Annotated in this window: 17 protein-coding genes; 11 read left to right on the top strand and 6 right to left on the bottom strand. The window is 69.7% G+C overall.

Annotation, left to right across the window (positions count from 1 at the left end; all coding sequences use genetic code 11):
* Positions 1 to 67: 67 nt before the first annotated feature.
* Together AC3A84_RS14850 and AC3A84_RS14845 are read left to right on the top strand one after the other, a co-directional pair.
* On the top strand, positions 68 to 955 hold the full coding sequence (locus AC3A84_RS14850; protein ID WP_487970716.1) for an amino acid ABC transporter substrate-binding protein: 888 nt from the start codon (positions 68 to 70) through the stop codon (positions 953 to 955).
* Positions 952 to 1,734, top strand: a complete 783-nt coding sequence (locus AC3A84_RS14845; protein WP_487970714.1) for an aspartate/glutamate racemase family protein — start codon at positions 952 to 954, stop codon at positions 1,732 to 1,734. Before AC3A84_RS14850 ends, AC3A84_RS14845 begins: the two co-directional genes overlap by 4 nt.
* Positions 1,735 to 1,777: 43 nt before the next feature.
* On the opposite strand, the gene AC3A84_RS14840 is transcribed toward AC3A84_RS14845, so the two are convergent.
* A complete protein-coding gene (locus tag AC3A84_RS14840; protein WP_487971054.1) occupies positions 1,778 to 2,692 on the bottom strand; it encodes an NAD-dependent epimerase/dehydratase family protein in 915 nt (304 codons plus the stop codon).
* Between the two features lie 312 nt (positions 2,693 to 3,004).
* Here AC3A84_RS14840 and AC3A84_RS14835 point away from each other — a divergent pair, with 312 nt between their 5' ends.
* Positions 3,005 to 3,916: a dienelactone hydrolase family protein gene (locus tag AC3A84_RS14835; protein WP_487970712.1), complete on the top strand. Its 912-nt coding sequence runs from the start codon at positions 3,005 to 3,007 to the stop codon at positions 3,914 to 3,916.
* A gap of 303 nt (positions 3,917 to 4,219) precedes the next feature.
* Complete coding sequence (locus AC3A84_RS14830) at positions 4,220 to 5,053, top strand: ZIP family metal transporter (protein WP_487970710.1); 834 nt, start codon at positions 4,220 to 4,222, stop codon at positions 5,051 to 5,053.
* A 17-nt stretch (positions 5,054 to 5,070) separates the two neighbouring features.
* Here the strand turns inward: AC3A84_RS14830 and AC3A84_RS14825 are convergent, their stop codons facing one another.
* Positions 5,071 to 5,733 carry a response regulator gene (locus AC3A84_RS14825; protein WP_487970708.1) on the bottom strand — a complete coding sequence of 221 codons (663 nt, stop codon included), beginning with the start codon at positions 5,731 to 5,733 and terminating at the stop codon, positions 5,071 to 5,073.
* Positions 5,730 to 7,142 (bottom strand): cache domain-containing protein, encoded by a 1,413-nt coding sequence (locus AC3A84_RS14820; RefSeq protein WP_487970706.1) that lies wholly within the window; start codon positions 7,140 to 7,142, stop codon positions 5,730 to 5,732. The genes AC3A84_RS14825 and AC3A84_RS14820 overlap by 4 nt, the downstream gene beginning before the upstream one ends.
* A gap of 639 nt (positions 7,143 to 7,781) precedes the next feature.
* Here AC3A84_RS14820 and AC3A84_RS14815 point away from each other — a divergent pair.
* Together AC3A84_RS14815 and AC3A84_RS14810 are read left to right on the top strand one after the other, a co-directional pair.
* Positions 7,782 to 8,252, top strand: a complete 471-nt coding sequence (locus AC3A84_RS14815) for a Rid family detoxifying hydrolase (RefSeq protein ID WP_487970704.1) — start codon at positions 7,782 to 7,784, stop codon at positions 8,250 to 8,252.
* A 17-nt stretch (positions 8,253 to 8,269) separates the two neighbouring features.
* On the top strand, positions 8,270 to 9,748 hold the full coding sequence (locus AC3A84_RS14810; RefSeq protein ID WP_487970702.1) for an aminotransferase class V-fold PLP-dependent enzyme: 1,479 nt from the start codon (positions 8,270 to 8,272) through the stop codon (positions 9,746 to 9,748).
* Between the two features lie 156 nt (positions 9,749 to 9,904).
* On the opposite strand, the gene AC3A84_RS14805 is transcribed toward AC3A84_RS14810, so the two are convergent.
* Together AC3A84_RS14805 and AC3A84_RS14800 are read right to left on the bottom strand one after the other, a co-directional pair.
* A complete protein-coding gene (locus tag AC3A84_RS14805) occupies positions 9,905 to 10,666 on the bottom strand; it encodes a LytR/AlgR family response regulator transcription factor (protein ID WP_487970700.1) in 762 nt (253 codons plus the stop codon).
* A complete protein-coding gene (locus AC3A84_RS14800) occupies positions 10,647 to 11,801 on the bottom strand; it encodes a sensor histidine kinase (RefSeq protein ID WP_487970698.1) in 1,155 nt (384 codons plus the stop codon). The genes AC3A84_RS14805 and AC3A84_RS14800 overlap by 20 nt, the downstream gene beginning before the upstream one ends.
* A gap of 172 nt (positions 11,802 to 11,973) precedes the next feature.
* Between AC3A84_RS14800 and argH the strand changes: the two genes are divergently transcribed.
* Positions 11,974 to 13,434, top strand: a complete 1,461-nt coding sequence (argH, locus tag AC3A84_RS14795) for an argininosuccinate lyase (protein ID WP_487970696.1) — start codon at positions 11,974 to 11,976, stop codon at positions 13,432 to 13,434.
* 164 nt (positions 13,435 to 13,598) lie between these two features.
* Positions 13,599 to 14,411: an SGNH/GDSL hydrolase family protein gene (locus tag AC3A84_RS14790; protein WP_487970694.1), complete on the top strand. Its 813-nt coding sequence runs from the start codon at positions 13,599 to 13,601 to the stop codon at positions 14,409 to 14,411.
* 16 nt (positions 14,412 to 14,427) lie between these two features.
* Here AC3A84_RS14790 and AC3A84_RS14785 read toward each other — a convergent pair whose 3' ends face one another.
* Positions 14,428 to 15,672: an OpgC domain-containing protein gene (locus tag AC3A84_RS14785; RefSeq protein ID WP_487970692.1), complete on the bottom strand. Its 1,245-nt coding sequence runs from the start codon at positions 15,670 to 15,672 to the stop codon at positions 14,428 to 14,430.
* A 247-nt stretch (positions 15,673 to 15,919) separates the two neighbouring features.
* Between AC3A84_RS14785 and AC3A84_RS14780 the strand changes: the two genes are divergently transcribed.
* The 3 genes from AC3A84_RS14780 (at position 15,920) to AC3A84_RS14770 (ending at position 25,417) form a co-directional block, all read left to right on the top strand.
* Positions 15,920 to 21,880 (top strand): alpha-2-macroglobulin family protein, encoded by a 5,961-nt coding sequence (locus tag AC3A84_RS14780; RefSeq protein WP_487971053.1) that lies wholly within the window; start codon positions 15,920 to 15,922, stop codon positions 21,878 to 21,880.
* Positions 21,881 to 22,103: 223 nt separating this feature from the next.
* On the top strand, positions 22,104 to 24,428 hold the full coding sequence (gene pbpC, locus AC3A84_RS14775; protein WP_487971052.1) for a penicillin-binding protein 1C: 2,325 nt from the start codon (positions 22,104 to 22,106) through the stop codon (positions 24,426 to 24,428).
* Positions 24,429 to 24,556: 128 nt separating this feature from the next.
* The gene (locus AC3A84_RS14770; protein WP_487970690.1) at positions 24,557 to 25,417 is read left to right on the top strand and encodes a DMT family transporter; all 861 of its coding nucleotides are present in this window, start codon (positions 24,557 to 24,559) and stop codon (positions 25,415 to 25,417) included.
* Positions 25,418 to 25,462 lie beyond the last annotated feature (45 nt).

The following is a 25,462-nucleotide window of genomic DNA, read 5'->3' as shown; positions in this document are numbered from 1 at the left end:
GATTGTGCGGGGGCCGTGCCGGCCTTTTCCTCTCCACCTGCTCATCCCCTTCGACAAGGAATCACCCATGAAGACCACCCTCTGCTCCGCCGCCCTGTTGGCCTGCGGGTTGCTCGCCGGCGCTGCCGCGCAGGCCGACACCCTCAAGAAGATCGCGGACAGCGGAAAGATCACGCTGGCGTACCGCGAATCGTCGGTGCCCTTCAGCTATCTGGCCGGCGCCGGCGAGCCCATCGGGTTTGCAGTGGACATCTCCAACGCGGTAGTGCAGGCCGTGAAGAAGAAGCTGAACCGGCCTGACATCAAGGTCGAGCTGCAGGCCGTCACCTCGCAGAACCGCATCCCGCTGGTGACCAATGGCACAGTGGACCTGGAGTGCGGCTCCACGACCAACAACAGCGCGCGGGGCAAGGACGTGCAGTTCGCCATCAACTATTTCTACACCGGCACGCGCCTGCTCGTGAAAAAGGCCTCGGGCATCAAGAACTACGCCGACCTGGCGAAGAAGACCGTGGCCAGCACCACCGGCACCACGAACGCGCAGGTGATCCGCAAGTACAACCGCGACAACAACCTCGACATGGACCTGGTGCTGGGCAAGGATCACAACGATTCCATGCTGCTGGTGGACTCGGGCCGCGCCCAGGCCTTCGCCATGGACGACATCCTGCTCTTCGGCCTGAAGGCCAATGCGACCAATCCGGCGGAATGGGACGTGGTGGGCGATGCGCTGCAGGTCGAACCCTACGGCTGCATGATGCGCAAGGACGACCCGCAGTTCCAGGCGCTGGTCAACGGTGTGATCGGCGACATGATGAAGTCCGGCGCGTTCGAGAAGCTCTACAACAAGTGGTTCCTCTCGCCCATCGCGCCGAAGGGTCAGTCCCTGGGCCTGCCGATGTCCAAGGAGCTGCGCGACAACCTCACCGCGCAGAGCGACAAGCCGGCCGTATGACGCAGGCGCCCGTGCAGCCGCGGGCCGGGCTGCCGGAACGCCCGCGCATGGTGGGCATGCTAGGCGGAATGGGGCCGGCGGCCGGCGCAGATTTCGTGCGGCTCTTTGTCGAAGCCTGCGGCAAACGTATGCAGGCGCTCGGCATGGCTGTCTGCGACCAGGCCTATCCGGAGCACTGGCTGGCCCAACTGCCCGTGCCTGACCGCACGGCGGCGCTGGATGACCCTCGGCCCGGCGCGCACCAGCCGGGCGAAGCCCTGCTGCAGGCCACGGGCCGCCTGGCCGCGCTGGGCGTGCAGGCCGTGGCCATGGCCTGCAACACCGCCCACGCCTGGCACGGCCTGCTGCAGGAGCGGTTTCCGCAACTCACCCTGCTGCACATGCCGCGGGAGGTGGCAGCCTTGCTGCGCGCACAGGGCCGCCAGCGCGTGGGCCTGCTGGCGACGCAGGGCACCTACCGCAGCGGCCTCTACCGGGTGGCGCTGGAGCAGGCAGGCATCCACTGTCTGGAGCCGGACGCAGCCGGGCGCGAGCGCCTCATGCAGGGCATCTACGACGGCGTCAAAGCGGGGGACATGGCGCTGGCGCGCCGGTGCTTCAGCGAGGTGGCGCAGGCGCTGCGCGATGCGGCCGAAGCCGATGTGATCGTGATGGGCTGCACCGAGATTCCCCTGGCGCTCGACGAGGCGGCCGCGGGCGCAGGGTTGCTGGATGCGGCGCAGGTGCTGGCCGACGCGCTGGCGCGCGAGGCGTACCGGGACCATCGCCCCCAGGCTTGACGGGCTGCAGGCTCGGTCCGGGCGGCCGTGCCCGGCTCTCGACTCAGGCGTTGTTCCAGGCCCGTGCCACCAGATCGCGGTAATGCACGCCCGGGCGGCCCAGGAGCGCATGAAGCGTGGCGGCATCGGCGGTGTTGTCGCTGCCCAGCATGGCCAGGCTCTCGCTGCACCAGGGCGATGCAGGCACCAGGTCGCCCAGCCGGGCACTCAGGCGCGTCAAGGGTTCGGGCAGCGGCAGCACGTGGGCAGCGCTGCGACCGCATTGCGCGCGCAAGCTGGCGATGAGGTCGCCCATCGGCAACGATTCGGGGCCGGCGCATTCGATCACCCCCTGGCGGCCCGCTTCGCGGCCCAGCAGCGCCGCTACGGCATCGGCCAGGTCCTGCACCGCCACGGGCTGTACGCGGGCCTTGAGCACCGGCCTGGGCAACAGCACCACTGGCAGGCGGGCGAGGTTCATGAAGAGGGCGCTGCTGGCGCCCCCCCGGCCGAACACGACGCTGGGCCGCACCACGCAGGCCGAGAGCGCCGTGCCGCCGGCCGGCGGAATGCGTGCGCTGAGGCGCAGCAGATGTTCGTCGGCGGCACGCTTGGTGCGTGCGTAGCGCGTGTCGCTAGCGTCCACCCCCAAGGCGGAGATCTGTACCACTCGGCGCACTCCCGCCTGCAGGCAGGCGTCGAACAGGGCGCGGGGCGTGTCGCGATGCAGTGCGTCGATAGGCCGGCGCGGGCTGTCGCGCAGCACGCCCACGGTGTTCACCACCGCGTCGATGCCTTTGAGGCGCGCAAGCCAGTCGCCGGGGGAGAGGTCTTGGGCGAAGTCCATGGCGCACTGGTCCGCCCCGATGGCATGGCGCTGGGGCGAGAGACCCGCCACCACGCGGTGGCCGTCGTCACGCAGCCGGCGCGCCACATGGCGGCCGACGAATCCGGTCGAACCGGTGAGAAGAATGTTCAACATGCGGGGGGAGCCTTTCCTGGACGAGCGCCTTGCCGCAGTGCGGGGGCGGGGTGGGCGCTTCCGGCCGCTGCAAGCGTCTGAAGAGGTTAATCGGCATCTGCGCGGCGGAAAGTAGGCGCAGGCCGAAACAAAGGGGGTTTTGTCCGGCAAGCGTTGCTGTGCGGCAGGCCCTAGACTGGAGCGCGGCGTTGACGCCCGGCCGGCTTCGGGCGCGCAGGGCCCCGTTGCCTTTCCCATGACATGGCGCTTGCGGCAGTGCCCAGCCCGCATGCAGCCGCTAGCCGTTTACACCGCACCAGGAGCGATTTCATGCAGCAGGACGATCTGAAGAAGGATTTCGACGCGCTTTTGCCCGGCCAATCCACCGAGGCCGGCGCCAGCCGCCGCACCGCCTTGCGGGTGGCGCTGGGCGCGGGCTTCGGCGTGGGCTATGCGGCAGCGGCCATGCCGGTGATGGCCCAGACGGCCATCCAGACGCCGGCGGAGGGGCTGCTGGCCGGCAAGGTCGAGATCGAGGTGGACGGCTTCAAGGTGCCGGCCTACCGCGCGGCGCCGGCCGGCAAGACCGGCCTGCCGGTGGTGCTGGTGATCCAGGAGATCTTCGGCGTGCATGAGTACATCGCAGACACCTGCCGGCGCCTGGCTCGCGCGGGTTATCTGGCCATTGCGCCGGAGCTCTATGCCCGCCAGGGCGATCCGTCGAAGTACACCGAGATCGCCAAGCTGCAGAGCGAGCTGGTCTCCAAGGTGCCCGACGCGCAGGTGATGGCCGACCTGGACGCCACCGTCCAGTGGGCCGGCCGCCACGGAGGCCACCTGAAGAAAGTGGCCATCACGGGCTTTTGCTGGGGCGGGCGCATCGTCTGGCTGTATGCCGCGCAGGGCCCGGTCAAGGCGGGCGTGGCGTGGTACGGACGGCTGGTGGGGCAGCCGGGCGCGCTCACGCCCCGGCACCCGGTGGATGTCGCGTCCAGCCTCAAGGCGCCTGTGCTGGGCCTTTATGGCGGACAGGACAGCGGCATACCGCTTGACACGATTGCTAAGATGCAAAACGCACTGCGGGACGGTTCCGCAGCGGCGAAGGCTTCGGAGTTCGTGGTGTACCGCGAGGCTCCTCATGCCTTCCATGCCGACTACCGGCCCAGCTATCGCGAGCAGGCTGCGCGCGACGGTTGGCAAAAAATGCTGGCCTGGTTCAACAAGCATGGGGTGACCCCCTGAGCGGCTGCGCCGCTTCCCCCTCTCTCGCTTCGCGGGAGGGATACGACACCCTCGGTGCGGGGCGGCCCTTCCTCGGTGTCCCTGGCGTGAGGACGCGCCAGTTTTTAAGGTATTGCTGACTAGCTTTCAACTTTATTCGCGCTTGGGGGGCTTGACAGCTTCTGTAGGCTGAAACCGAGGGCACCCGACACCGTGGCCTGCTTCCTTCATGGGATCGCAGGCCACGGCCGCGATGGGGCCTGTCTGTCTGCGAGAATTCGGGGGTTTCGCCTGCAAGGGCATACGGTTGAAGCACAAATCGCTATGACATTGGTAGCAATCATTCTGGCCACCCTGGCCGCCGGTATTGGCAGCGTCTGGGTGGCCGCGTTGTTGATGGGGTTGGGAGGCAACCGCTCGCCGGGCATGATGCCGCAGCGGCTGTTGAGCCTGGCGGCGGGCGCGCTGCTGGCCACGGCCTTCATGCACCTCTTGCCCGAAGCCTTCGAGAGCGAGGCCGGCGCGCACGACCTGTTCGTCACACTGCTGGTGGGTCTGGTGTTCTTTTTCCTGCTTTCCAAGGCCGAGCTGTGGCACCACGGGCATGAGCATGGCGCGCCGCCGGCCCATGAGCGCGATCACCACGAGCATGACGATCACCAGGGCCACGCCCATGACCATTCTCATGACCACCATCATGGCCACCGCCACGGCGGCTGGGCGGTGCTGACCGGCGACAGCGTGCACTGCTTCGGCGATGGCGTGCTGATCGCCTCCGCCTTCATGGCCGACACGCGCCTGGGGCTGATCGCGGCGGTGTCGGTGCTGGCCCACGAGGTGCCGCACCACATGGGCGACATCGTGGTGCTGCGCCAGTCCAGCTCCAACCGGCGCGTGGCCCTGGTCAAGGTGTCCATGGCCGGGGCCGTGACCACGCTGGGGGGCTTTGGCGGCTATTTGCTGGTCGGCCAGCTGCAGGAGCTGCTGCCGTACTTCCTGGCCGTGGCCTCCAGCAGCTTCATCTACGTGGCGCTGGCCGACCTGATTCCCCAGCTGCAAAAGCGCCTGAGCGCGCGCGAGACCGTGGCCCAGGTGGGCTGGCTGATGCTGGGCATCGTGCTGGTCACCGTGGTCAGCCGCGCGGCCCACGCGCACTGAGCGGGCGGCGTTTCAGCCTATCCCGCACCGGCCTGCACGGGCGTGCTGCCCAGCAGGTCGGCATAGTCCACGGCGTACTTGATGAAGGCTGCATGGCCGTCGATGCGCAGCTTGCGGCGCAGGTGCAGCCGGTGGGTTTCCACGGTGCGCACCGAGGTGCCCATGAGCGTGGCGATTTCCTTGTTGGAGCGACCCTCCGAGATCCACTGCAGCACGCTGGCCTCGCGCGGCGTAAGGGCGCGCCGGGGGCTGGCACCGGCGCCGTCGTCCTCGACCACGGGCTGCAGGCCGGGGCTGAAGTACAGGCCGCCCGCGTAGACCCGATCGATGGCCTCGATGAGCTGCTGCGCAGGCGCATCCTTGAGCACATAGCCGCGTGCGCCCAGTGCCACGGCGCGCCGCACGTACTCGGGGTCCTCGTGCATGGACAGCACCAGCACGCGCACCAGCGGGAATTGATCGCGGAACAGTGCGGCCAGGTCGATGCCGCTGGCGCCCGGCATGCGGATGTCGGTCACCACCAGGTCGGGCGACAGCTCGCGCGCCAGCGGCACGGCCTGGTGCGCGCTGGCGGCCTCGCCCACGACACGGATATGGTCGGTGGCCTGCAGGCGCATGGAAACGCCGTCGCACACAAGAGGGTGGTCGTCCACCAGGAGGATGCGGATCATGGGGTTCATGCAGCGGCTTGTGGGAGTTCGAATTCCGGTGAGGGAGACAGCGGCATGCCGCCGCTGCGGTAGAGCACGGCGACCAGCCGGGTGCCCCGGGCGCCCGAGCTAATGCTCAGATGACCGCCTAGGCCCTCGATGCGCTCGCGCATGTTGCGCAGGCCGATGCCGCCCTGGCGGTCGCGCTGCACGCGGCGCATGTCGAAGCCCTGGCCGTCGTCGCTGACCTGCAGCACCACGCGGCGGCGCTGAAAGTGCAGGCTGACGTCGATGCGCGTGGCCTGCGCATGGTTTTGCGCATTCGTCACGGCCTCCTGTGCCACGCGGAACAGGGCCGTGGCGTGGCTGGGCGGCAGAAAGCGGGTCTCGCCCCGGCAGCCGAACTGCATGCGCAGGCCGTCCTCGGCCTGCATCTGCTGGCTCATCAGTGCCAGGGCCGGGGCCAGGCCCAGGTCGTCCAGCAGGGCGGGGCGCAGGCCGTGGGAGACGCGGCGTATCTCCACCAGCGCGTGGTTGAGCTGTTCCAGCCCCTGGTCCACCATGCGCTGGGCTGGGGCCGGGTCCTGTGCGGTCAGGCGCCTGAGCTGGGCCTGGGCCGTCTCCAGCAGGAACTTGGACGAGACCAGCACCTGGACCACGCCGTCATGCAGGTCGCGCGCCACGCGCGTGCGTTCTTCCTCCTGCGAATGCACCACGCGCTGGGCCAGGCGCTGCAGCTTGGTGCTGGACACGCGGTGGTCGCTGAGATTGAACGCTAGCCCCGCCACACCGATGAGCACGATGCACAGCGCCGCAATGCCGAAGATGCGCCATCGCGTGGCTGCGATATTGGCCTGGGCGCTTTCGTCGATTTGGCGCAGCGCCTGCTCCACATCGTCCAGGTACAGGCCCGTGCCCAGCGACCAGCCCCATTCGGGGACCGTGGTCACGTAGGCGAGCTTGGCCTCGGTACGCAGCGAGGACGGCCTTTGCCACTGGTAGCGCACCAGGCCGCCGCCGCTGCGCGCGGCATCCAGGATGATCCTGGCGGGTCCTGCGCCGCCCGGGCTGTTGGGATCGCACAGGTCCACGCCCGACAGCCCCATCTGCCGCGCATCCAGCAGCACGTTGCCGTGTTCGTCGTAGACAAAGAAGTAGCCGTCCTCGCCGAACTGCATGCGCGCCAGCGTATCCAGTGCCTGGCGCCGCTGCACGGATGGCTCCTCGCCGCTGGACTGGATGCGCGCCAGCGCCGTGGTCGCCAGCTGCACGTAGTGCCGCAACTCGGTCTCCTTGCTGTGCAGGTAGGCGGTCTCCACCAGCTCTCGTTCCTGGCGGGCCAGCTCCAGTGTCTGGTGTTGCACGGTCACCGCGACCAGGCCCAGGGCCAGCGCGATGGCGGCAATCGACAGAAGCGCAAGTTTCAGCGGAAGTTGCATGGGAGCCTGTGTGGGGTGCACCGACGATCTTTTCCACCCAGTGCACGGACCTTGTCAACAGGGCTTGCGTGCATGGCGCCGGGGCCCGGCAGCGGACCTTGAATGGCGGGCGGCGTATCTGCCAATGGCCTGTGTGCGCTGCATATGGACTCGCGCGGGAAAAGGAATTTGAATATCCCAAGGGAAATGCTATGGATAATATATTCGCGCACGAAATAATACCCCATTGACATATGGGGTTTGATATGCATTTTCTTGGTGAGTCGTCCCCATTTTTGGGTCTTGAATAATGGTTTTGCCGTATTGTGGTGCGCTGCCCCTCATCTGTCTGACATGCCTGGCTATGGTTAGGCAGGTTCCGTGCCAAGCCATTTTTTCAGAAGAGGTTTATCCTGCTGCGTACCACTGCGCAAGCGGTCCTGCGTAGTGGTGCGTAGGGGGAAATTCATTATCGAATGCTCCACATCCCTGTCTAGAATTTCTCCGTGAAATCACTGATTCGAATCATTTTTTTGTCAATGATTCATGTCGCCTTTGATGGCCCAATTAAATGGTGGCGAGGTGTTTCCGGGGCGCCGTTGCAGTAATGTGTGGCACGGCAAGGGGCAGTTTGTATTCTTGTTTCAGAAAGGCAATACCATGGATATTCGATCGAACCTGCGGCGCATGGCGCTGGCATGCGGTGTGGCGGCGGCGGTAGCGACGCTGGCGGGCTGCGCGGCCGCGAACAAGCGCGAGGTGCTGTCCACCACGCAGGTCCCGCCGGCCATCGGTCCCTACTCGCAGATGGTGGCGCATGGCGGCACCATCTACTTCTCGGGCATGCTGCCGCTCAATGCCCAGGGCACGGCCATCCAAGGCACGACCATCGAGGAGCAGACCCGCACCGTGCTCGAGCACATCGGCTCCCAGCTCAGGTCCCAGGGGCTGTCGTATGAGGATGTGCTGTCGACCTCGGTATTCATGAAGGACCTCAACGAGTTCGCCGCCATGAACAAGGTCTATGCCGAGTACTTCAAGACCGCCGCGCCGGCACGCGCCACGGTGGAGGTCGCACGCCTGCCGCGCGACGTGAAGATCGAAATCTCGGCCATCGTCGGCCGCCGCTGAACGCCAGGAGCCTTCCCATGAATGTCCCCCGCACCGACATCGCCGACCCCGGCGCTGCGCTGTCCTCCGCCGGCAGCGAACCCGGCCATCCGGCCCGCTGGACTTCCAAGCGCCGCGACTTCCTGCGCATGCTGAGCTATGGCACGGGTGCCGCCACGCTGGGCCCGCTGCTGGCGGCCTGCGGCAGCAGCAATGCCCAGACCACGGCCGAGGCGCTGCGTGCGCAGCTCATGCGCGACGAGGCCTTCTGGACGGAAGTGCAGAACATGTTCATCCTCAAGCCCGAAAAGACCTACATGAACATCGGCACGGCCGGCTCCATGCCCAAGCTGGTGCTGGACGTGTTCGACACGAAAAACCGCGAGAAGGCGGCCGACTCGGGCAATGGCTACAGCAACCTGCTGGACCTGCGCCGGCAGGTGGCGCCGGGCTTCGGCGTGGATGCCGACGAGCTGGCCTTCTCGGCCAACACCTCCTCGGGCATGTGCCATGCCATCCTGGGCATCGACTGGCAGCGCGGCGACGTGGTGGTCACCACCAACCACGAGCATGGCGGCGGCGACACGCCCCTGAAGATCGCCCAGGACCGCTACGGCATCGAGGTCTCGCGCATTGCGCTGCCCGTGGGCAACAACCAGACCGCCGCCACCTATGTGAGCCTGTTCGACGAGCGCATCCGAGCGCTCAAGGCCCAGGGCAAGCGCGTGCGCGCCATGATGTGGTCCTCGCCGACCTACAAGACCGGCACCATGCTGCCCATCGCCGACCTCATGGGGGTGGTCAAGGCCCATGGCCTGATCAGCATCGTGGACGGCGCCCACCTGCCGGGCATGATGGCCTACAACTATGCGGAGCTGGGCATGGACTTCATGTCGGGCGCCGGTCACAAATGGCAGTGCGGCCCGGGCTCCACGGGCATCCTGATCATCCGCAACAAGATCCGCGCCTCCAACCCGCTGCCGCTGCCCAAGTGGTATCCCGTGCATACCAGCAGCTACCCGGCGCTGGAGCGCACGACCACGGCCAAGGAAACCTACGACATCGCGGCCTCGGTGACCGCCTGCGGCAGCGTGCACACGCCCATGTTCCAGGCGCTGGTCCAGGCCTGCACGCAATGGGACGGCATCGGCCGCAAGAACATCGAGACCTATGACCTGACGCTGTCGTCTTACCTCAAGGAAAAGATCGTCGAGCGCTGGGGCGTGGACGCGCTGTACTCGCCCAAGGACGATCCCAAGCTGCTGTCGGCGCTGACGTGCTTCAACCCGTTCCAGAACAAGGACGACGTGATGAACGGGACCAAGTCCTCGACCTTCGTGGCGCGCATGCTCCGCGACTATCCGCAGGGCTTCGTGATCCGCAACTCCAACTTCCCCGTGATCGGCGCGGCGGCAGACCACTACGGCGTGCGCGTATCCACGCACCTGTGGCATGACGCGCGGGACATCGATCTGCTGGTGGATGCGATGTGGGATCTGTCTAGAAAGATGGCTTGACCCCCTGAGCCGCTTAGCGGCTTCCTCCTTCTCGCCTCACGGAGGGGGACTGCACCCTCGGTGGGGGACGGCCCTTCCTCGGTGTCTCTGAGGTGGACAGCACTTGTTTTGAGGGCGCGCTTTCGGGCGCAGAGCGCTGTCCTCAGCCTTTCATCGTCAGTCGGGCTGTCCTTCGTCGCGGATGGCGGCGCGGACCTGGGGGAGCTGGCGGCGCGAGACCATGAGCAGTTCGGGGATGCCGTGCAGGCGCAGGGCCCAGCCTTCGCCTTCGGTGGGGTCGTCATGGCGCTCCAGGCTGCGTAGGGCGCTGCGTGCCACGAGGGCGTTGCGGTGCACGCGCAGCAGGTGGTCGGCGTGGCGGGCCTCCAGTTCGGCCAGCGCACCGTCGAGGATGTAGCTGCGGCCCACGGTACGCACGGTCACGTATTTCTGTTCGGCCTTGAGGTAGAGCACTTCGGACAGGGGCAGGCGCACGGTGGCGCCCCGGTCCTGTATCAGCAGCACGGGGCCGCCGTCGCGTTCGGCCGTCTGGTGCGCGGCCGTGCGCGCGGCCTTGGCCAGGGCCTGCTGCAGGCGTTCGCGACGTACGGGCTTGGTCAGGTAGTCGGCAGCATCCAGGTCGAAGGCCTCGACCGCGTGGCCGGCATGGGCGGTGACGAAGACCACGGCAGGCGGCAGCGGCAGGCGGCGCAGCATATGGGCCAGGGCTAGGCCGTCCTGGCCGGGCATGTGGATGTCCAGCAGTGCCAGCTCCACGGGGCGCGGGCCCGGCGCCTGCAGCACGGCCATGGCCTGGCGGGCGTCCGCCGCCTCGCTGACCTGGTGCGGGTCGCTGCCCGTGCATGCCTGCACGTCGGCCAGCAGGGTGCGCAGCCGCGCGCGGGCCAGGGCTTCGTCGTCAACGATGAGGATGTGCATGGTGCTTCTTCTCCGATATAGCCTTCGTGGGTTGGCTGGCAGGCGGTGCCAGCGGCAGGCTGATGCGCACCACGAAATGCCCGTTGAGCTTGCGCGCCGTGAGGTGGGCCTGCAGGTCGTGCAGCAGCGACAGCCGCGCGCGCACATTGGCCATCGCAATGCCGTTGCCGCGCGTGGCAGCTGCGCTTGCGGAGTCGATCTCGGAGGGCAGGGTGTTGGTGATGCGCACCTCCACCAGATCGCCACGGCGCTCGGTGCGCACCTGCAGCTTGCCGCCGCGTGCACTGGGCTCCACGCCATGGCGTATGGCGTTTTCCACCAGCGGCTGCAGCAGCAGCGGCGGCAGCAGTGCGCCGTGGGCGGCAGGGTCCAGTTGCCAGCGCACCTGCAGCCGTTCGCCAAAGCGCACCTGCTCGATGGCCAGGTAGCGCTGGGCCAGCTCGATCTCCTCGGCCAGCGTGGTCGTGCTGTGCGGCTCGGCCAGCGCATAGCGGAACAGCTCGCTGAGGTCTTCCAGCAGGGCCTCGGCCTTGGCGGGCTCGGCGCGCACCAGGGCGATGGCGCTGTTGAGCGTGTTGAACAGGAAATGCGGGCGTATGCGCGACTGCAGCTCGGCCAGCCGCGCCTGCGTGTCGGCGGGTGCGAGGCCGCGTGCGCGCAGCACCAGGGCGGCGACCAGCAGGGCTGCCAGCAGTCCGCCGGACACGGCGCTGGCCAGCCAGGGGGCGCTGGTGCCGCCGGCCAGGTGTAGCATGGCGCAGGCATACAGCCCGGCCGCCATGCCCAGCAGCACTCCGGCCGCGTACTGGCCGGAGGCGGGCAGCCGCTGCAGCGGGTGCTTGAGCAGGCAGGCGGCCACCAGCCAGACCAGCGTGCCGGGCAGGCAGGCGCCGGTCAGCAGGGCCATGCCCTGCAGCCACTGCAGGGGTGAGTCGGCGCCGAACATCGAGGCCGTTGCCACCACGGCCTGCACAAACAGCACGGCGCGCAGCACCACGCCTACGTTGCAGGCGTCAAAGACCAGCGCCGCAGGCAGGGGCGGGGGGGCAGTGGTGCGGGTCGGCTGGGTCGGCAAGGGGCGGCAGGTAATGTTTCGGCGGGTGGGGTTCGCGCCGCCTGCTCGGATTATGGTCATGCCGGGCGGGCCTGCACAGCAGTCACAACGCCCACGCACGCCCATGCAGGCGCATGCACGGGCGTGGCGCCGCCCAGGTCGATAGAATCTTCGCTTCCTGCCTGCGCTCGGGGGGCGATGCCGCCCGCCGCCTGCGCTGCCTGCACAGCCCCCTCGAAGATCGCGTCCTCACATGTCTGCCAATCAACCAGCGTCCGCCCCGTCCCACAACCAGCTCGACACCAAGGCCCAGGCCTGGTCGGCGCTGTTCTCCGAGCCCATGAGCGACCTGGTCAAGCGCTACACGTCGAGCGTGTTCTTCGACAAGCGCCTCTGGCAGGCCGACATCGCCGGCAGCCTGGCCCACGCCGGCATGCTGGCCGCGCAGGGCATCATCAGCGCTCAAGACCACGCATCCATCGAGCGCGGCATGGCGCAGATCACGCAGGAGATCGAATCCGGCGCCTTCGAATGGAAGCTCGACCTCGAAGACGTCCACCTGAACATCGAGGCCCGCCTGACCCAGCTGGTGGGCGACGCCGGCAAGCGCCTGCACACGGGCCGCAGCCGCAACGACCAAGTGGCCACCGACGTGCGCCTCTGGCTGCGCGGCGAAATCGACCTGATCTCCGATCTGCTCAAGGAACTGCAGGGCTCGCTGGTTGATGTGGCCGAGCGCAACGTGGACGTGATCCTGCCCGGCTTCACCCACCTGCAGGTGGCCCAGCCGGTGAGCTTCGCCCACCACATGCTGGCCTATGTGGAGATGTTCGCCCGCGATGCCGAGCGCATGCACGACGTGCGCCGCCGCGTGAACGTGCTGCCGCTGGGCAGCGCGGCTCTCGCCGGCACCACCTATCCGCTGGACCGCGAGCGCGTGGCCCGCACGCTGGGCATGGACGGCGTCTGCCAGAACAGCCTGGACGCCGTGAGCGACCGCGACTTCGCCATCGAATTCACCGCCGCCGCGAGCCTGTGCATGGTGCACGTGAGCCGCCTGAGCGAAGAACTCATCATCTGGATGAGCCAGAACTTCGGCTTCATCAGGATCGCCGACCGCTTCACCACCGGCTCGTCGATCATGCCGCAGAAGAAGAACCCCGACGTGCCCGAGCTGGCACGCGGCAAGACCGGCCGCGTGGTCGGCCACCTCATGGGCCTCATCACGCTGATGAAGGGCCAGCCCCTGGCCTACAACAAGGACAACCAGGAAGACAAGGAGCCGCTGTTCGACACCGTCGATACGCTCAAGGACACGCTGCGCATCTTCGCCGAGATGGTGGGCGGCCAGCTGGACCCGGCCACCGGCCGCAAGGAAGGCGGCATCACCGTCAACCCCGAAGCCATGGAGCAGGCGGCCAAGAAGGGCTATGCCACCGCCACCGACCTGGCCGATTACCTCGTCAAGAAGGGCCTGCCCTTCCGCGACGCGCACGAGACTGTGGCCCACGCCGTGAAGGCGGCCACCTCCCACGGCGTGGATCTCTCGGAGCTGCCGCTGGCGGTGCTGCAGGGCTTCCACCCGGCGATCGAGAAGGACGTGTTCGACGCGCTGAGCCTGCGCGGCTCGCTCAATGCCCGCAACACCCTGGGCGGCACCGCGCCGGCCCAGGTGCGCGCGCAGCTGGCGCGCCACCGCGCACGGCTGGGCTGATCCGGGTCGCGGGGCTGCCGCACAGGCCCCGCTGCGGGCAGCACCGGCGGTAACGCGCTCGCAGGAGTGCGGCGGGAGTTGTAAAAAGTGTATCTGCGCGGGAATCTTCCGGCCTCGCATTCCTCGCACTGCCTTCCACGCCGCCTGCCACCGGGAAAACGCCCATGTTCCTCGTCCGCCCCTTTTGCGCCCGCTGCGCCGTCGCCCTCAGTCTGGGGGCGCTGGCCGGCATGGCCGTGGCCGCCGCACCGGCTGCGCCCGCTGGCGTGGCACAGGAATCGTTGCCGCCCGCCTATGCGCGCTGGCAGTCCAGCCTGGACGCCTTCGCCGCCGCCGACCGCGAGCGGGCGCCCGAGCCCGGCGGCGTGCTGTTCGTGGGCAGCTCCACCATCCGCCTGTGGACCGACCTGCGCCAGGACTTCCGCGATCAGCCCGTGGTCATCAACCGGGGTTTCGGCGGCTCCACCATGGCCGACTGCAACGGCCTGGCGCGACGGCTGGTGGTGCAGTACCGCCCGCGCCACGTGGTTGTGTACGCGGGCGACAACGACCTGGCCGAAGGCCGCAGCCCGGACCAGGTGCTGGAGAGCTTCCGCGCCTTCGTGGCCGCCGTGCGCAACGCGCTGCCTGACACCCGCATCAGCTATGTCTCGATCAAGCCCAGCCCGCTGCGCAGCGCGCTGCTGCCGCAGGTTCGCGAGGCCAATGCCCTGCTGGCCGGCTATGTGCGGGGCGTGCCCAACAGCGACTACATCGACATCTTCACGCCCATGCTGGGCGCCGATGGCCAGCCGCGCGCCGAACTGTATGGGCCCGATCGCCTGCACATGAACGAAGCCGGCTACGACCTGTGGCAGGCGGTGATCGCACCGCACCTGAAGGCGGGTCGCCCTGCGGGCGACGCCGTGCAGCAGGCCGCAGCAGTTGCTCCCGCTCCGGCCCTCACGCCGGTGGCGCAGGCCGGCCGCGGGCGCTAGCCACCCGAGCGCACCCTCACAGGGGCTTGGCGGTGGGGGCCAACGTTTCGCTCTGCAGCGGCAGCGCCATGTCGTCGTGGGTCAGAGGCGGCGGCTTTTCCGCATAGGGCACGGGCGGCGCCAGGGCATCGCCGTCGTCGCCGGGCTGCCGGTCCAGCCAGAGCGTGATGCGCGCCACAGCGTAAAGGGTGCCGAAGCAGGCCGCGAGCAGGGCGATGTCCAGCGGCCAGGGGCGCTCGTAGTGGGCGCCGAACAGGCCCAGCACGAGCAGCACCACGACCAGGTGCGCGCAGAACACGGCGAGCGACGCCGAGCCCAGCGTCTCCAGCCAGCGCATGCGGGGCAGGCGCGCGAGCAGCGGCGGCCCGAAGCGGATCGCCAGCACCGTAAGCGCGAAAAGGTCGATCAGCCGCAGCGGCGCCAGCAGCCATTTGTCCTGCAGCACGTTCCATTGCGGCATGTGCGGAAAGGGCGTCTGTCCCACGGCGTGCCGCCAGACGAAGCCGGTGAGGGCGATGGCGCCCGCCGCCCAGAGTGTCCAGCGCGGGAATGCGAAGGGCGGCGCCTGCGGGTCGTTGCGGCTCGCGCCCATCCAGAGGCCCATCACCCAGAGGAACTGCCAGGCGCCCATGACGAAGGAGCCGGTTTCGGTGAACGGCACCGACACCGGCAGCACGTGCGCGAAATGCCCGTAGGACCATTGCGCGAAGCCGAACTGCGCCAGCACCCAGAGCAGCACGCTCACGGCCATGACCGGCACCCAGCCGCGCCGCAGCGCGAAGGCCAATACCCAGGGGCTGAGCAGCATGAACAGCACGTAGAGCGGAAGGATGTCCAGCAGCGGCGGCTCGTGCACCAGCAGCAGCCCGCCCACGAGCGCATCCACCGGCCGGGCGAAGTAGAAGGCCAGCAGGCCCTTGATGGCCGGCTCGTCGATGCCGATGACGGTGATCACGGTGAAGAGAAAGAGCAGCGCCGCCGCCTGGCAGCCGTAGATCGTGAGCGCCCGGCGCCAGAAGGCACGGCGCATCTGCGGCACGCCCTTGCGGAAGGCCACGCGCCCATAGACCAGGCCGGCCATGTAGGCCGACAGCAGCACGAAGCCTTCGGCCGCCGAGACGTATCCGAAGGGTTGGCCCTGCGGCAGCGAGATGCGCGTGGGCAGGTGGGTGACCGTCATCAGCACCAGCATCAGGCCGCGCACGGCGTCGATCTCCCAGCGGCGCTGGGAGGGGGCGGAGGCGGGCGGAGGTGGCGGCATGGGCTGTGAGGGCCGGGTGCGGAGTGCGGGGTGCATGGCCGGCGGTGCGCCATGGTGGCACGGCCGCCGCAGGCCCGTTGTAGGTCGTTGACAACTGCCCCGATCGGAGGGTGTGCCGCAGGCGCGCCATGGGCTACGCTCGCGGCACTCCTGCCTTCGTGGCGCCCTTCGCCTTGCCCCAGTCCACCGCCGACCGACCATGACGACAGCCCAGACCGCCTCCCCATACCCCCTGCGCCGCCTGCGGATGGCCCTGTTCCTGACCGCGCTGGCCGGCGGGGCGCAGGCGCTCACGGTGGCCAGCCTGTCGCCGCAGGGCGAGGTAGCCCGCGTGCGGCAGGTGGTGGCCAAGTTCGACGGCCCGGCCGTGGCCTTCGGCGACCCGAAGGCGCCTGCGCCCCTCACCGTGGATTGCAGCGAGGGCGCGGCCCGCCAGGGCACGGCCCGCTGGACCAGCGACCGCGAGTGGGTCTATGACTTCGCCGGCGACCTGCCGCCCGGCGTGCGCTGCACGGTCAGCCCGATGTCGGGCTTCAAATCGGCCGCTGGCGCGCCATTGACGGGGGCGAGAAGCTACCAATTCAATAGCGGAGGGCCGTTCGTGCAGAGCGTGCAGCCGGGCACCTACCAGCCGATCGACGAAGAGCAGTTCTTCCTGCTGCGGCTGAGTGGCCCGGCCACGCAGGCCAGCCTGCTGGCCCATGTCTGGTGCGTGGCCGACGGCGTGGGCGAACGCATTCCGGTGCGTGCCATCGAAGGCCGCGATCGCCAGGCGCTGCTGCAGTCGCAGGGCCTGGAAAAAGCCGCCGCCAAGGAGCCGCTGCGCTATGCCACGCTGGCCTGCAACCGGCGGCTCAGCTCGGGCTCGCAGGTGCAGCTGGTGTATGGGGCGGGGGTGGCCACGCCCAGCGGCGTGGCCAGCACGGGGGAAAAACGCTACACCTACAAGGTGCGCGAGCCCTTCGCGGCCGACTTCGCCTGCGAGCGCGAGAACGCCCAGGCCGCCTGCCTGCCCATCCGCCCGCTGCGCCTGTCGTTCAACGCGCCCGTGCCGCGCAAGCTGGCCGAGGGCATTCGCCTCAAGTCCGGCAGCGAGACGCTCAAGCCCCGCATCGAGCAGGAAGGCGATGCCGATTCGGTGGTCACGCAGCTTTCGTTCGCGCCGCCTTTCGCGGCCGGCGGCAAGTACACGCTGCAGCTTCCGGCGGATTTCAAGGACGCCTCGGGCCGCACGCTGGCCAATGCGGCGAGCTTCCCGCTGCCGGTGGCTGTGGGCGCCATGCCGCCGCTGGCCAAGTTCGCGGCCTCGCCCTTCGGCATCGTCGAGCGCTTCGCCGAAGGCCCGCAGGGCCCGGCGCTGCTGCCCGTCACGCTGCGCAACGTGGAGGCCGCGCTGCGCGTGCAGGGCCTTCAGCCCGGCCAGGAGCCGGCCAAGGGCCAGGTGAGCACGCTGCGGGCCGACAACGACGCGGACATCATCGCCTGGATGCGCAAGCTGCGCCGCTACGACGGCCCCAGCATCGCCCGCGACCAGGCGCGCCGCGACGTCAAGGGCGCGCTGCCCCCCGCGCTGCCGGAGCAGGGCCGCGGCGAGGTGCAGACCCGCATGCTGTCGCTGCTGGGCGGCCTGCCCGGCGTGAAGGCGCTGGACCTGCCCCGGCCCGCGAACGGCGACCCCCGCCCCTTCGAGGTGGTGGGCATTCCGCTCACGCCTGGCTTCCATGTGGTGGAGATCGCCTCGCCCCTGCTGGGCCAGTCGCTGCTCGATGAGCGCTACGGCGCGAGCCGCACGATGTACGTGCGCACCTCGGCCCTGGTGACCAACCTGGCCGTGCATTTCAAGCTCGGGCGCGAGAACGCCGCCGCCTGGGTGACCACGCTGGACAAGGGCCAGGTCGTGCCCGGCGCGCAGGTGCGCGTGTCGGGCTGCGACGGGCGCGTGCTGGCTACGGCCACCACCCAAGCCGACGGCGTGGCGCATTTCGAAGGCCTCTCGCCGCAGGCGCCGACCTGCCAGGACCGGGGTGACTGGAGCCAGGCCTACTTCGTCAGCGCCCGCGCCCAGGGGGCCGACGGCGTGCCTGACATGGCCTTCACCTGGAGCGACTGGCAGCGCGGCATCGAGCCCTGGCGCTTCAACGTGCCCACCAGCAGCAGCCCGCAGCCCGACGAGGTGGCGCACACTCTCTTCGACCGCACCCTGGTGCGCGCCGGCGAGACGGTGTCGATGAAGCACCTGCTGCGCAGCGAGACCCGCCAGGGCTTCGGCCTGCCGAAGAGCGAGCCTGCCACGCTGGTCATCACCCACGTGGGCAGCGGCCAGCAATACACCCAGCCGCTCGCCTGGCGCAAGACGGCCACCGGCGGCCTGAGCGCCGAGAACACCTTCGCTGTGCCGCCCGCCGCCAAGCTGGGCGTCTACAGCGTCGAGCTGCGCGGTGGCGGGGAGAACGGCCGCAGCTTCACCTCGGGCGAATTCCGGGTGGAGGAATTCCGCCTGCCGGTGCTCGAAGGCCGCATTGCGCCCATCGACAAGAAGCCGCTGGTGCGCGCGCGCTCGGTGCCCACCGAGGTGCAGATCAACTACGTTGCGGGCGGTGGCGCGGCCAACCTGCCGGTGCGCGTGTCGGCCATGGTGCGCGGCAAGTCGCTGCAGTACCCCGACTACGATGCCTTCAGTTTCACCCCGCCGCGCCCGGCCCAGGAGGCCGCGGCCGGCAGCACCGCCGGGGAAGGCGGCGGCGAGCAAGAGGCCGCCGCGAGCGAGGACACGCGCGTGATCGCCGACAAGCGCGCGCTCACGCTGGACCGCAACGGCGCGGGCAAACTCACCATCGACGACGTGCCCCAGGCCCGCCAGCCGCAGGAGATGGTGCTGGAGGCCACCTACGCCGACCCCAACGGCGAGGTGCAGACCCTGCGCAGCGTGCAGACCCTCTGGCCCGCCGGCGTGGTGGCCGGCATCAAGACCGAAGGCTGGGTGTCGGCCGCGCAGAAGATCCGCTTCCAGGCGCTGGCCCTGGGCATCGACGGCCGCGCCCGCGAAGGCGTGCCCATGACCGTCAAGGCCATCGCCCGCATCACCACCAGCAGCCGCAAGCGCATGGTGGGCGGCTTCTACAGCTACGACAACAAGACCGAGACCAAGGACCTGGGCACGGTCTGCTCGGGCCAGACCGACAGCCGTGGCCTGCTGCTGTGCGAAGCCCGTCTGGACGAGGCCGGCGAGGTCGAGCTGGTGGCCACCGCGCGCGACAAGGACGGCAACGAGGCGCAGGCGGCATCGTCCGTCTGGGTCACCAAGCAGGGCGAGCTGTGGTTCGGCGGCGAGGACCACGACCGCATCGACGTGCTGCCCGAAAAGAAGAGCTACCAGCCCGGCGAGACCGCCCGCCTGCAGGTGCGCATGCCCTTCCGCCACGCCACGGCGCTGGTGGCGGTGGAGCGCGAAGGCATCCTGAGCACCCGCGTGGTGCAGCTCAATGGACAGGACCCGACGGTGCAGATCAAGGTCGAAGAGGGCTGGGGCCCCAACGTCTATGTCAGCGTGCTGGCCCTGCGCGGGCGGCTGCGCGAGGTGCCCTGGTACAGCTTCTTCACCTGGGGCTTCAAGGCGCCGCGCGAATGGTGGAACGCCTTCTGGTACGAGGGCAAGGAATACGTGGCGCCCACGTCCATGGTCGATCTGTCCAAGCCCGCCTACCGGCTGGGCATGGCCGAGATCAAGGTCGGCGCGCAGGCCCACCGCATCGACGTGAAGGTCGCCACCGACCGGACAAGCTACGCCGTGCGCGGCCAGGCACAGGTCACCATCACCGCCACCTTGCCGGGCGGCAAGCCCGCGGCCAACGCCGAGGTGGCCGTGGCCGCCGTCGATCAGGCCCTGCTGGAACTCATGCCCAACACCAGCTGGAACCTGCTGGACGCCATGCTGCAGCGCCGGCCCTGGGGTGTGGAGACCTCCACCGCGCAGATGGAGATCATCGGCCGCCGCCACTACGGCAAGAAGGCCGTGCCCGCCGGCGGCGGCGGGGGCCGCGCGCAGACGCGCGAGCTGCTGGACACGCTGCTGCTCTGGAAGCCCGCCGTGCAGCTCGACGCCAACGGCCAGGCCAAGCTCACGGTGCCGCTCAACGACGCGCTCACCACCTTCAGGATCGTCGCCGTCGCCGACGCCGGCACGGGCCTCTTCGGCACCGGCACCGCCAGCATCCGCGCCACGCAGGACCTTCAGATCATCAGCGGCCTGCCGCCGCTGGTGCGCGAGGACGACCAGTTCCGCGCCCAGGTCACGCTGCGCAACACCACGCAGAAGGCCATGAAGGTGCAGGTGACGCCGCGCGCCACGCTGCTGAGCCTGGAGCCGCAGACCGTGGACATCCCGGCCGGCGAATCGCGCGAAGTGGCCTGGAACGTCACCGCGCCCGCGCAGCTGGGCCAGACGCGGGCCCAGGCGCTGATCTGGGACATCGACGCGCGTGACACCCTGGGCAGCGCCCGCGACGCGCTCAAGGCCAGCCAGCGCATCATCCCGGCCGTGCCGCTCACGGTGCAGCAGGCCACCCTGGTGCAACTGGACGGCAGCTTATCCATGGACGTGGCCCCGCCCGCCGACGCGTTGCCCGCCACCGGCGCCAAGCGCGGCGGCCTGAAGCTGTCGCTGGTGCCGACGCTGGCCGAAGGCCTGCCCGGCGTGCGCGACTGGTTCGCCAATTACCCCTTCGTCTGCCTGGAGCAAAAGACCAGCAAGGCCGTGGGCCTGCGCGACGGCAAGCTCTGGCAGACCGTGGCCGCGCAGCTGCCCTCCTACCTCGATGCGGACGGCCTTGCCAGCTACTTCCCGTCGCAGGCTGGCAGTGCCGACCGGGGCAGCGACACACTCACCGCCTACCTGCTGGCCGCCACGCACGAGGCCGCCGCGCTGCACCCCGAGTTCAAGCTGCCCGATGAATCGCTCGCCGCCATGGAGCGCGGCCTCACGGCCTTCGTCGAAGGCCGCATCCAGCGCGACTTCTGGAGCCCGCGCAAGGACCTGGACGTGCGCAAGCTCGCCGCCATCGAGGCGCTTTCGCGCTACGGCCGCGCCAGCGGCCGCATGCTGGGCAGCATCGCTATCGCGCCCAACCAGTGGCCCACTCATGCGGTGATCGACTGGCTGAACATCCTGAAGCGCGTGCAGGACGTGCCCCAGCGCGAGCAGCGCCTGGCCGAGGCCACGCAGGTGCTCAAGGGCCGGCTCTCCTACCAGGGCACCAAGGTGCTCTTCACCACCGAGCAGGACGACTACTGGTGGTGGCTGATGCAGAACGGCGACGTCAACACCGCCCGCCTGATGCTGGCCGTGATGGACGACCCGGCCTGGAAGGACGACATGGGCCGGCTGGCGAACGGCTTCATCGCCCGCCAGCAGAACGGCGCCTGGCACACCACCACCGCCAATCTTTGGGGCGGCCTGGCGCTGGAGAAGTTCAGCGCCCGGTTCGAAGCCGTGCCCGTGGCTGGCAGCACCCGCGCTGCGCTGGGCGCGGCCACCGCCAGCGTGGACTGGGCCAAGGTGGAGCGCCAGCAGGCCGCAGGCGATGCCGGCGCGGCCCACCAGACCACCTGGTTCGGCGCGCCCGCAGCGCCCGGCAACCTGAAGAACAACGGCATGTTCCTGCCCTGGCCCGACAAGGCCGGCAAGCAGCCGCTCACCGTCACGCAGCAGGGCACGGGCAAGCCCTGGCTCACGGTGCAGTCGGTGGCCGCCATCGCGCTCAAGGCGCCGTTCTCGGCGGGCTACACGCTCAAGAAGACCATCACCCCGGTCGAGCAGGCCGTACCCGGCAAGTACACGCGCGGCGACGTGCTGCGCGTGACGCTGGAGGTCACCTCCAGCGCCGACATGACCTGGGTGGCGCTGACCGATCCCGTCCCGGGCGGCGCGACCATCCTGGGCAGCGGGCTGGGCCGTGATTCCGAGATCTCCACGCAGGGCGAGAAGCGCTCGGGCGGCGCGTGGACGGCCTTCGAGGAACGCAGCTTCGAGGCCTTCCGCAGCTACTACGAGTACCTGCCCAAGGGCACGGCCAGCGTGCAGTACACCGTGCGGCTCAACAACGTGGGCGACTTTGCCCTGCCGCCCAGCCGTGTCGAGGCGATGTACGCCCCAGAGATGTTCGGCGAGACCCCCAACGCCCGCATGAAGGTGGAGGCTTCCACGCGCTGACACGCCTGCGGACTGCCGCATTCCTTTGCTGCCGGCGCGGCTGCAGGCCGCAGCGCGCAGGACGGCGAGCCGCGCCCCGGCCGGTGGGCGGTTTCGCCGGACCGCTATGGCCCCGACGCGCCAACGCATCAGCGGTGGCGGGTTCCGGGGGTGATAGCCTGCAAACCCCATGAACTGCTCCGAACTGCTCCATCGTTCCTATGGCCTGGTGCGGCACGCTGCAATGCGGTGCAGCGGGATCGGCGCTCTGGCCGTGGCGCTGCTGGCATTCGGCCCTCCGTCCGCGCTGGCGCTGCCCACGCCTGCCGAGGTGCGCGCGGACTTCCGTTCCTCCGACACCCTGGTGCTCTCGCGCGAGGGCGAGGTGCTGCAGCGCGTGCGTACCGACGCCACCGTGCGGCGCGGACAGTGGGTGCCGCTCGCGGACGTGTCGCCCGCGCTGCGCACGGCCCTGGTGCTGAGCGAGGACAAGCGCTTCTACGAACACAGCGGAGTGGACTGGGCGGCCGTTTCCGCCGCCGCCTGGGGCAACCTCTGGAACCAGCGCACGCGCGGCGCCAGCACCATCACCATGCAGCTGGCCGGCCTGCTGGACGGCGACTGGCGCCAGGGACCGGGCGGGCGCAGCGCGGCGCAGAAGCTCGGCCAGGCCGTGGCGGCCCAGGTGCTGGACCGGCGCTGGCGCAAGGACCAGATCCTGGAGGCCTACCTGAACCTGGTGCCATTCCGCGGCGAAATCGTCGGCATCGACGCGCTTTCTCGCACGCTCTTTGGCAAGGCGCCGCACGGCCTCGACCTGCGCGAGGCGGCGGTAGCCGCCGCGCTGGTGCGCGCGCCCAATGCCCGAGCCGCACTGGTGGCGCAGCGTGCCTGCGGCGTGCTGCAGGCCATGCAGCCGAGCGAGGGCCGCGGCAAGGATGGCGACCAGGGCGGCGCTGCCGCCGAATGCGATGCGCTGGACCTCTTCGCCACCGCCGCGCTGCAGCGCCGCGCCTTCGATGCGAGCGAAGGCATCGCGCCGCATTTCGCCCGTCAGGCGCTGCGCGGCCAGGGCGATGCCGCCAGCCCGCCCCCCGAACGCGTGGCCACCACGCTCAGCGCGCCGCTGCAGCGCATGGCCCTGCAGTCGCTCACGCAGCACCTGCGCGAGCTGCGCGGCCGCAATGTGGAGGACGGCGCCATCGTCGTGCTGGACAACGCCAGCGGCGAGGTGCTGGCCTGGGTGGGCTCGTCGGGCACGCTCAGCCGCGCGGGCGAGGTGGACGGTGTGCTCGCGCTGCGCCAGCCCGGCTCCACGCTCAAGCCCTTTCTCTATGGTGAGGCCATTGCCGAGCGGCGGCTCACGGCCGCATCGCTGGTCGATGACGCGCCGGCCCACATCCCCACGGCGGGCGGCCTCTACATTCCGCAGAACTACGACCGGCGCTTCAAGGGCTGGGTGTCGGCACGCACGGCGCTGGCCGCCTCCCTGAACGTGCCGGCCGTGCGCACGCTGGTCATGGTCACGCCCGATGCCTTCTTCGCCCAGCTGCGGGCGCTGGGCCTGCCGCTGCGCGAATCGGGCGGCTACTACGGCTACAGCCTGGCGCTGGGCAGTGCCGAGGTGCCGCTGCTGCAGCTGGCCAATGCCTACCGCGCCCTGGCCCAGGGCGGGCGCTACAGCCCGGTGCGCTGGCTGCCGCGCGTGCCCGGCGAGCCGGCCGCGCCGGCACCCGTGCAGGCGCTGGATGCGCGCGCCGCCTTCATCGTGGGCGACATCCTCTCCGACGCCAACGCCCGCACCCGCACCTTCGGCACCGACAGCGTGCTGGGCACGCGCTTCTGGACGGCGGTCAAGACCGGCACCAGCAAGGACATGCGCGACAACTGGGCCATCGGCTGGTCGCAGCGCTACACCGTGGGCGTGTGGGTGGGCAACGCCAGCGGCGCGCCCATGCACGAGGTGAGCGGCACCAGCGGCGCCGCGCCCATCTGGGCCGAGGTGATGGGCTGGCTGCACCGTGCCTCGCCCAGCCGCGCGCCCCAGCCGCCCGCGGGCCTGGTGCAGGCGGCAGTGCGCTACCGACCACAGCCGGGCGCAGGCGGCACACCGCTGGAAAGTGCCCGGCAGGAATGGTTTCTGGCGGGCACCCAGCAAAGCCAGTTTGCTATTGATTCAATAGCGGAAGGCGAACCAGCCGTGCGCGCTGCAGCCGCTTCCGGCACGCAAGGCCGCGCTCCCGGGGCTGCAGCGGCCGGCGGCGATGGCGGGGAGCCGCAGGCGCCGCGCCCGCGCATCCTGGCGCCGGCGCCGGGCACCATCATCGCGCTCGACCCCGACATTCCGCCGGACCACCAGCGCCTGCGCTTCGCAGCGAACGACGTGGGTGCCGGCGCCGGCCCGCTGCGCTGGCGCATCGACGGCAAGGTGCAGGGGCGGGGCACGCAGTGGGGCTGGCTGCCGTGGCCGGGCAGGCACCGGGTGGAGCTGCTCGACGCGCGCGGAGCGGTGCTCGACCAGGTGCAGATCGAGGTGCGCGGGGCAGGCGTGCGGGAGAGTCGTCGCTGAGACGCCGAGCTGCCGCCGCGCAGCCTACACTCCATGCCCCGCTGGCGGGGCTGGCCCGCACGCGCTGCCGCAGCCCCGTCTCATCCTCGCCCCTGCGCCTTGCTTCGCGCCGCGCCGCTTTTCTGTTCATGCATACCGCCGCCCCCCTGCTCTTCGTGTTCATCTGGTCCACCGGTTTCCTGGTGGGGCGCGGCGTGGCACCGCATGCCGATCCGTTCTGGTTCCTGTCGATGCGCTTTGGCTGCGTGGCGCTGGTGTTCATCGCCGTGGCGCTGTGGGCACGCGTGGCGTGGCCGCGCGGCCCCAAGCGCATCGGCATGCAGCTGCTGGCCGGTGCGCTGATGAACGGGCTCTACGTGGGCCCCAGCTGGTGGGCCATGGCACAAGGGCTGCCGGCCGGCGTCATGGCGCTCATCGGTTCGCTGCAGCCGCTGCTCACGGCGCTGATCGCTGTCGCGGTGCTGGGCAAGCGCCTGTCGCGCGCCACCTGGTGGGGGCTGGCGCTGGGCTTCAGCGGGGTGACGCTGGTGCTGCTGCCGCGCCTGCAGGACACCAGCGCGGCAGGCCTCTCGCTGCCCGTGGTGCTGGTGGGCGCGGGCGGCATCCTGGCACTCACGCTCGGCTCGATGGTGCAGAAGTCGCCCTGGGCTGCGGGCGATCTGCGCAGTGCCGGCGCGCTGCAGAATCTGGGCGCCGTGCTGGCGTTGCTGCCCATGGCGCTGTGGCTGGGCGAGCCGCGCTGGGACCATGCACCGCTGCTCTGGGGCTATCTGGCCTATTCGGTGCTGGTGCTGTCCATCGGCGGCGCCACGCTGCTGATCTGGCTCATGCGCCGCGGCGAAGCCACGCGCACCACCGCGCTGCTGCTGGGTGTGCCGCCCTTGTCGGCCCTGCAGGCGTGGCTGATCTTCGGCGAGAGGCTCTCGCCCGTGCAGCTGCTGGGCTTCGTATTGGCCATCGCGGGCGTGGCGCTGGCGCGCCGCCGCTGAGGCTGCGGCAGGGCCGCCCCACGGTGCCGGCTGCAGAAATTTCAC

The organism is Paracidovorax sp. (assembly GCF_057642795.1).
Note: the sequence above shows the minus strand (reverse complement) of the source record. Positions and strands in the feature narration are given on the sequence as shown.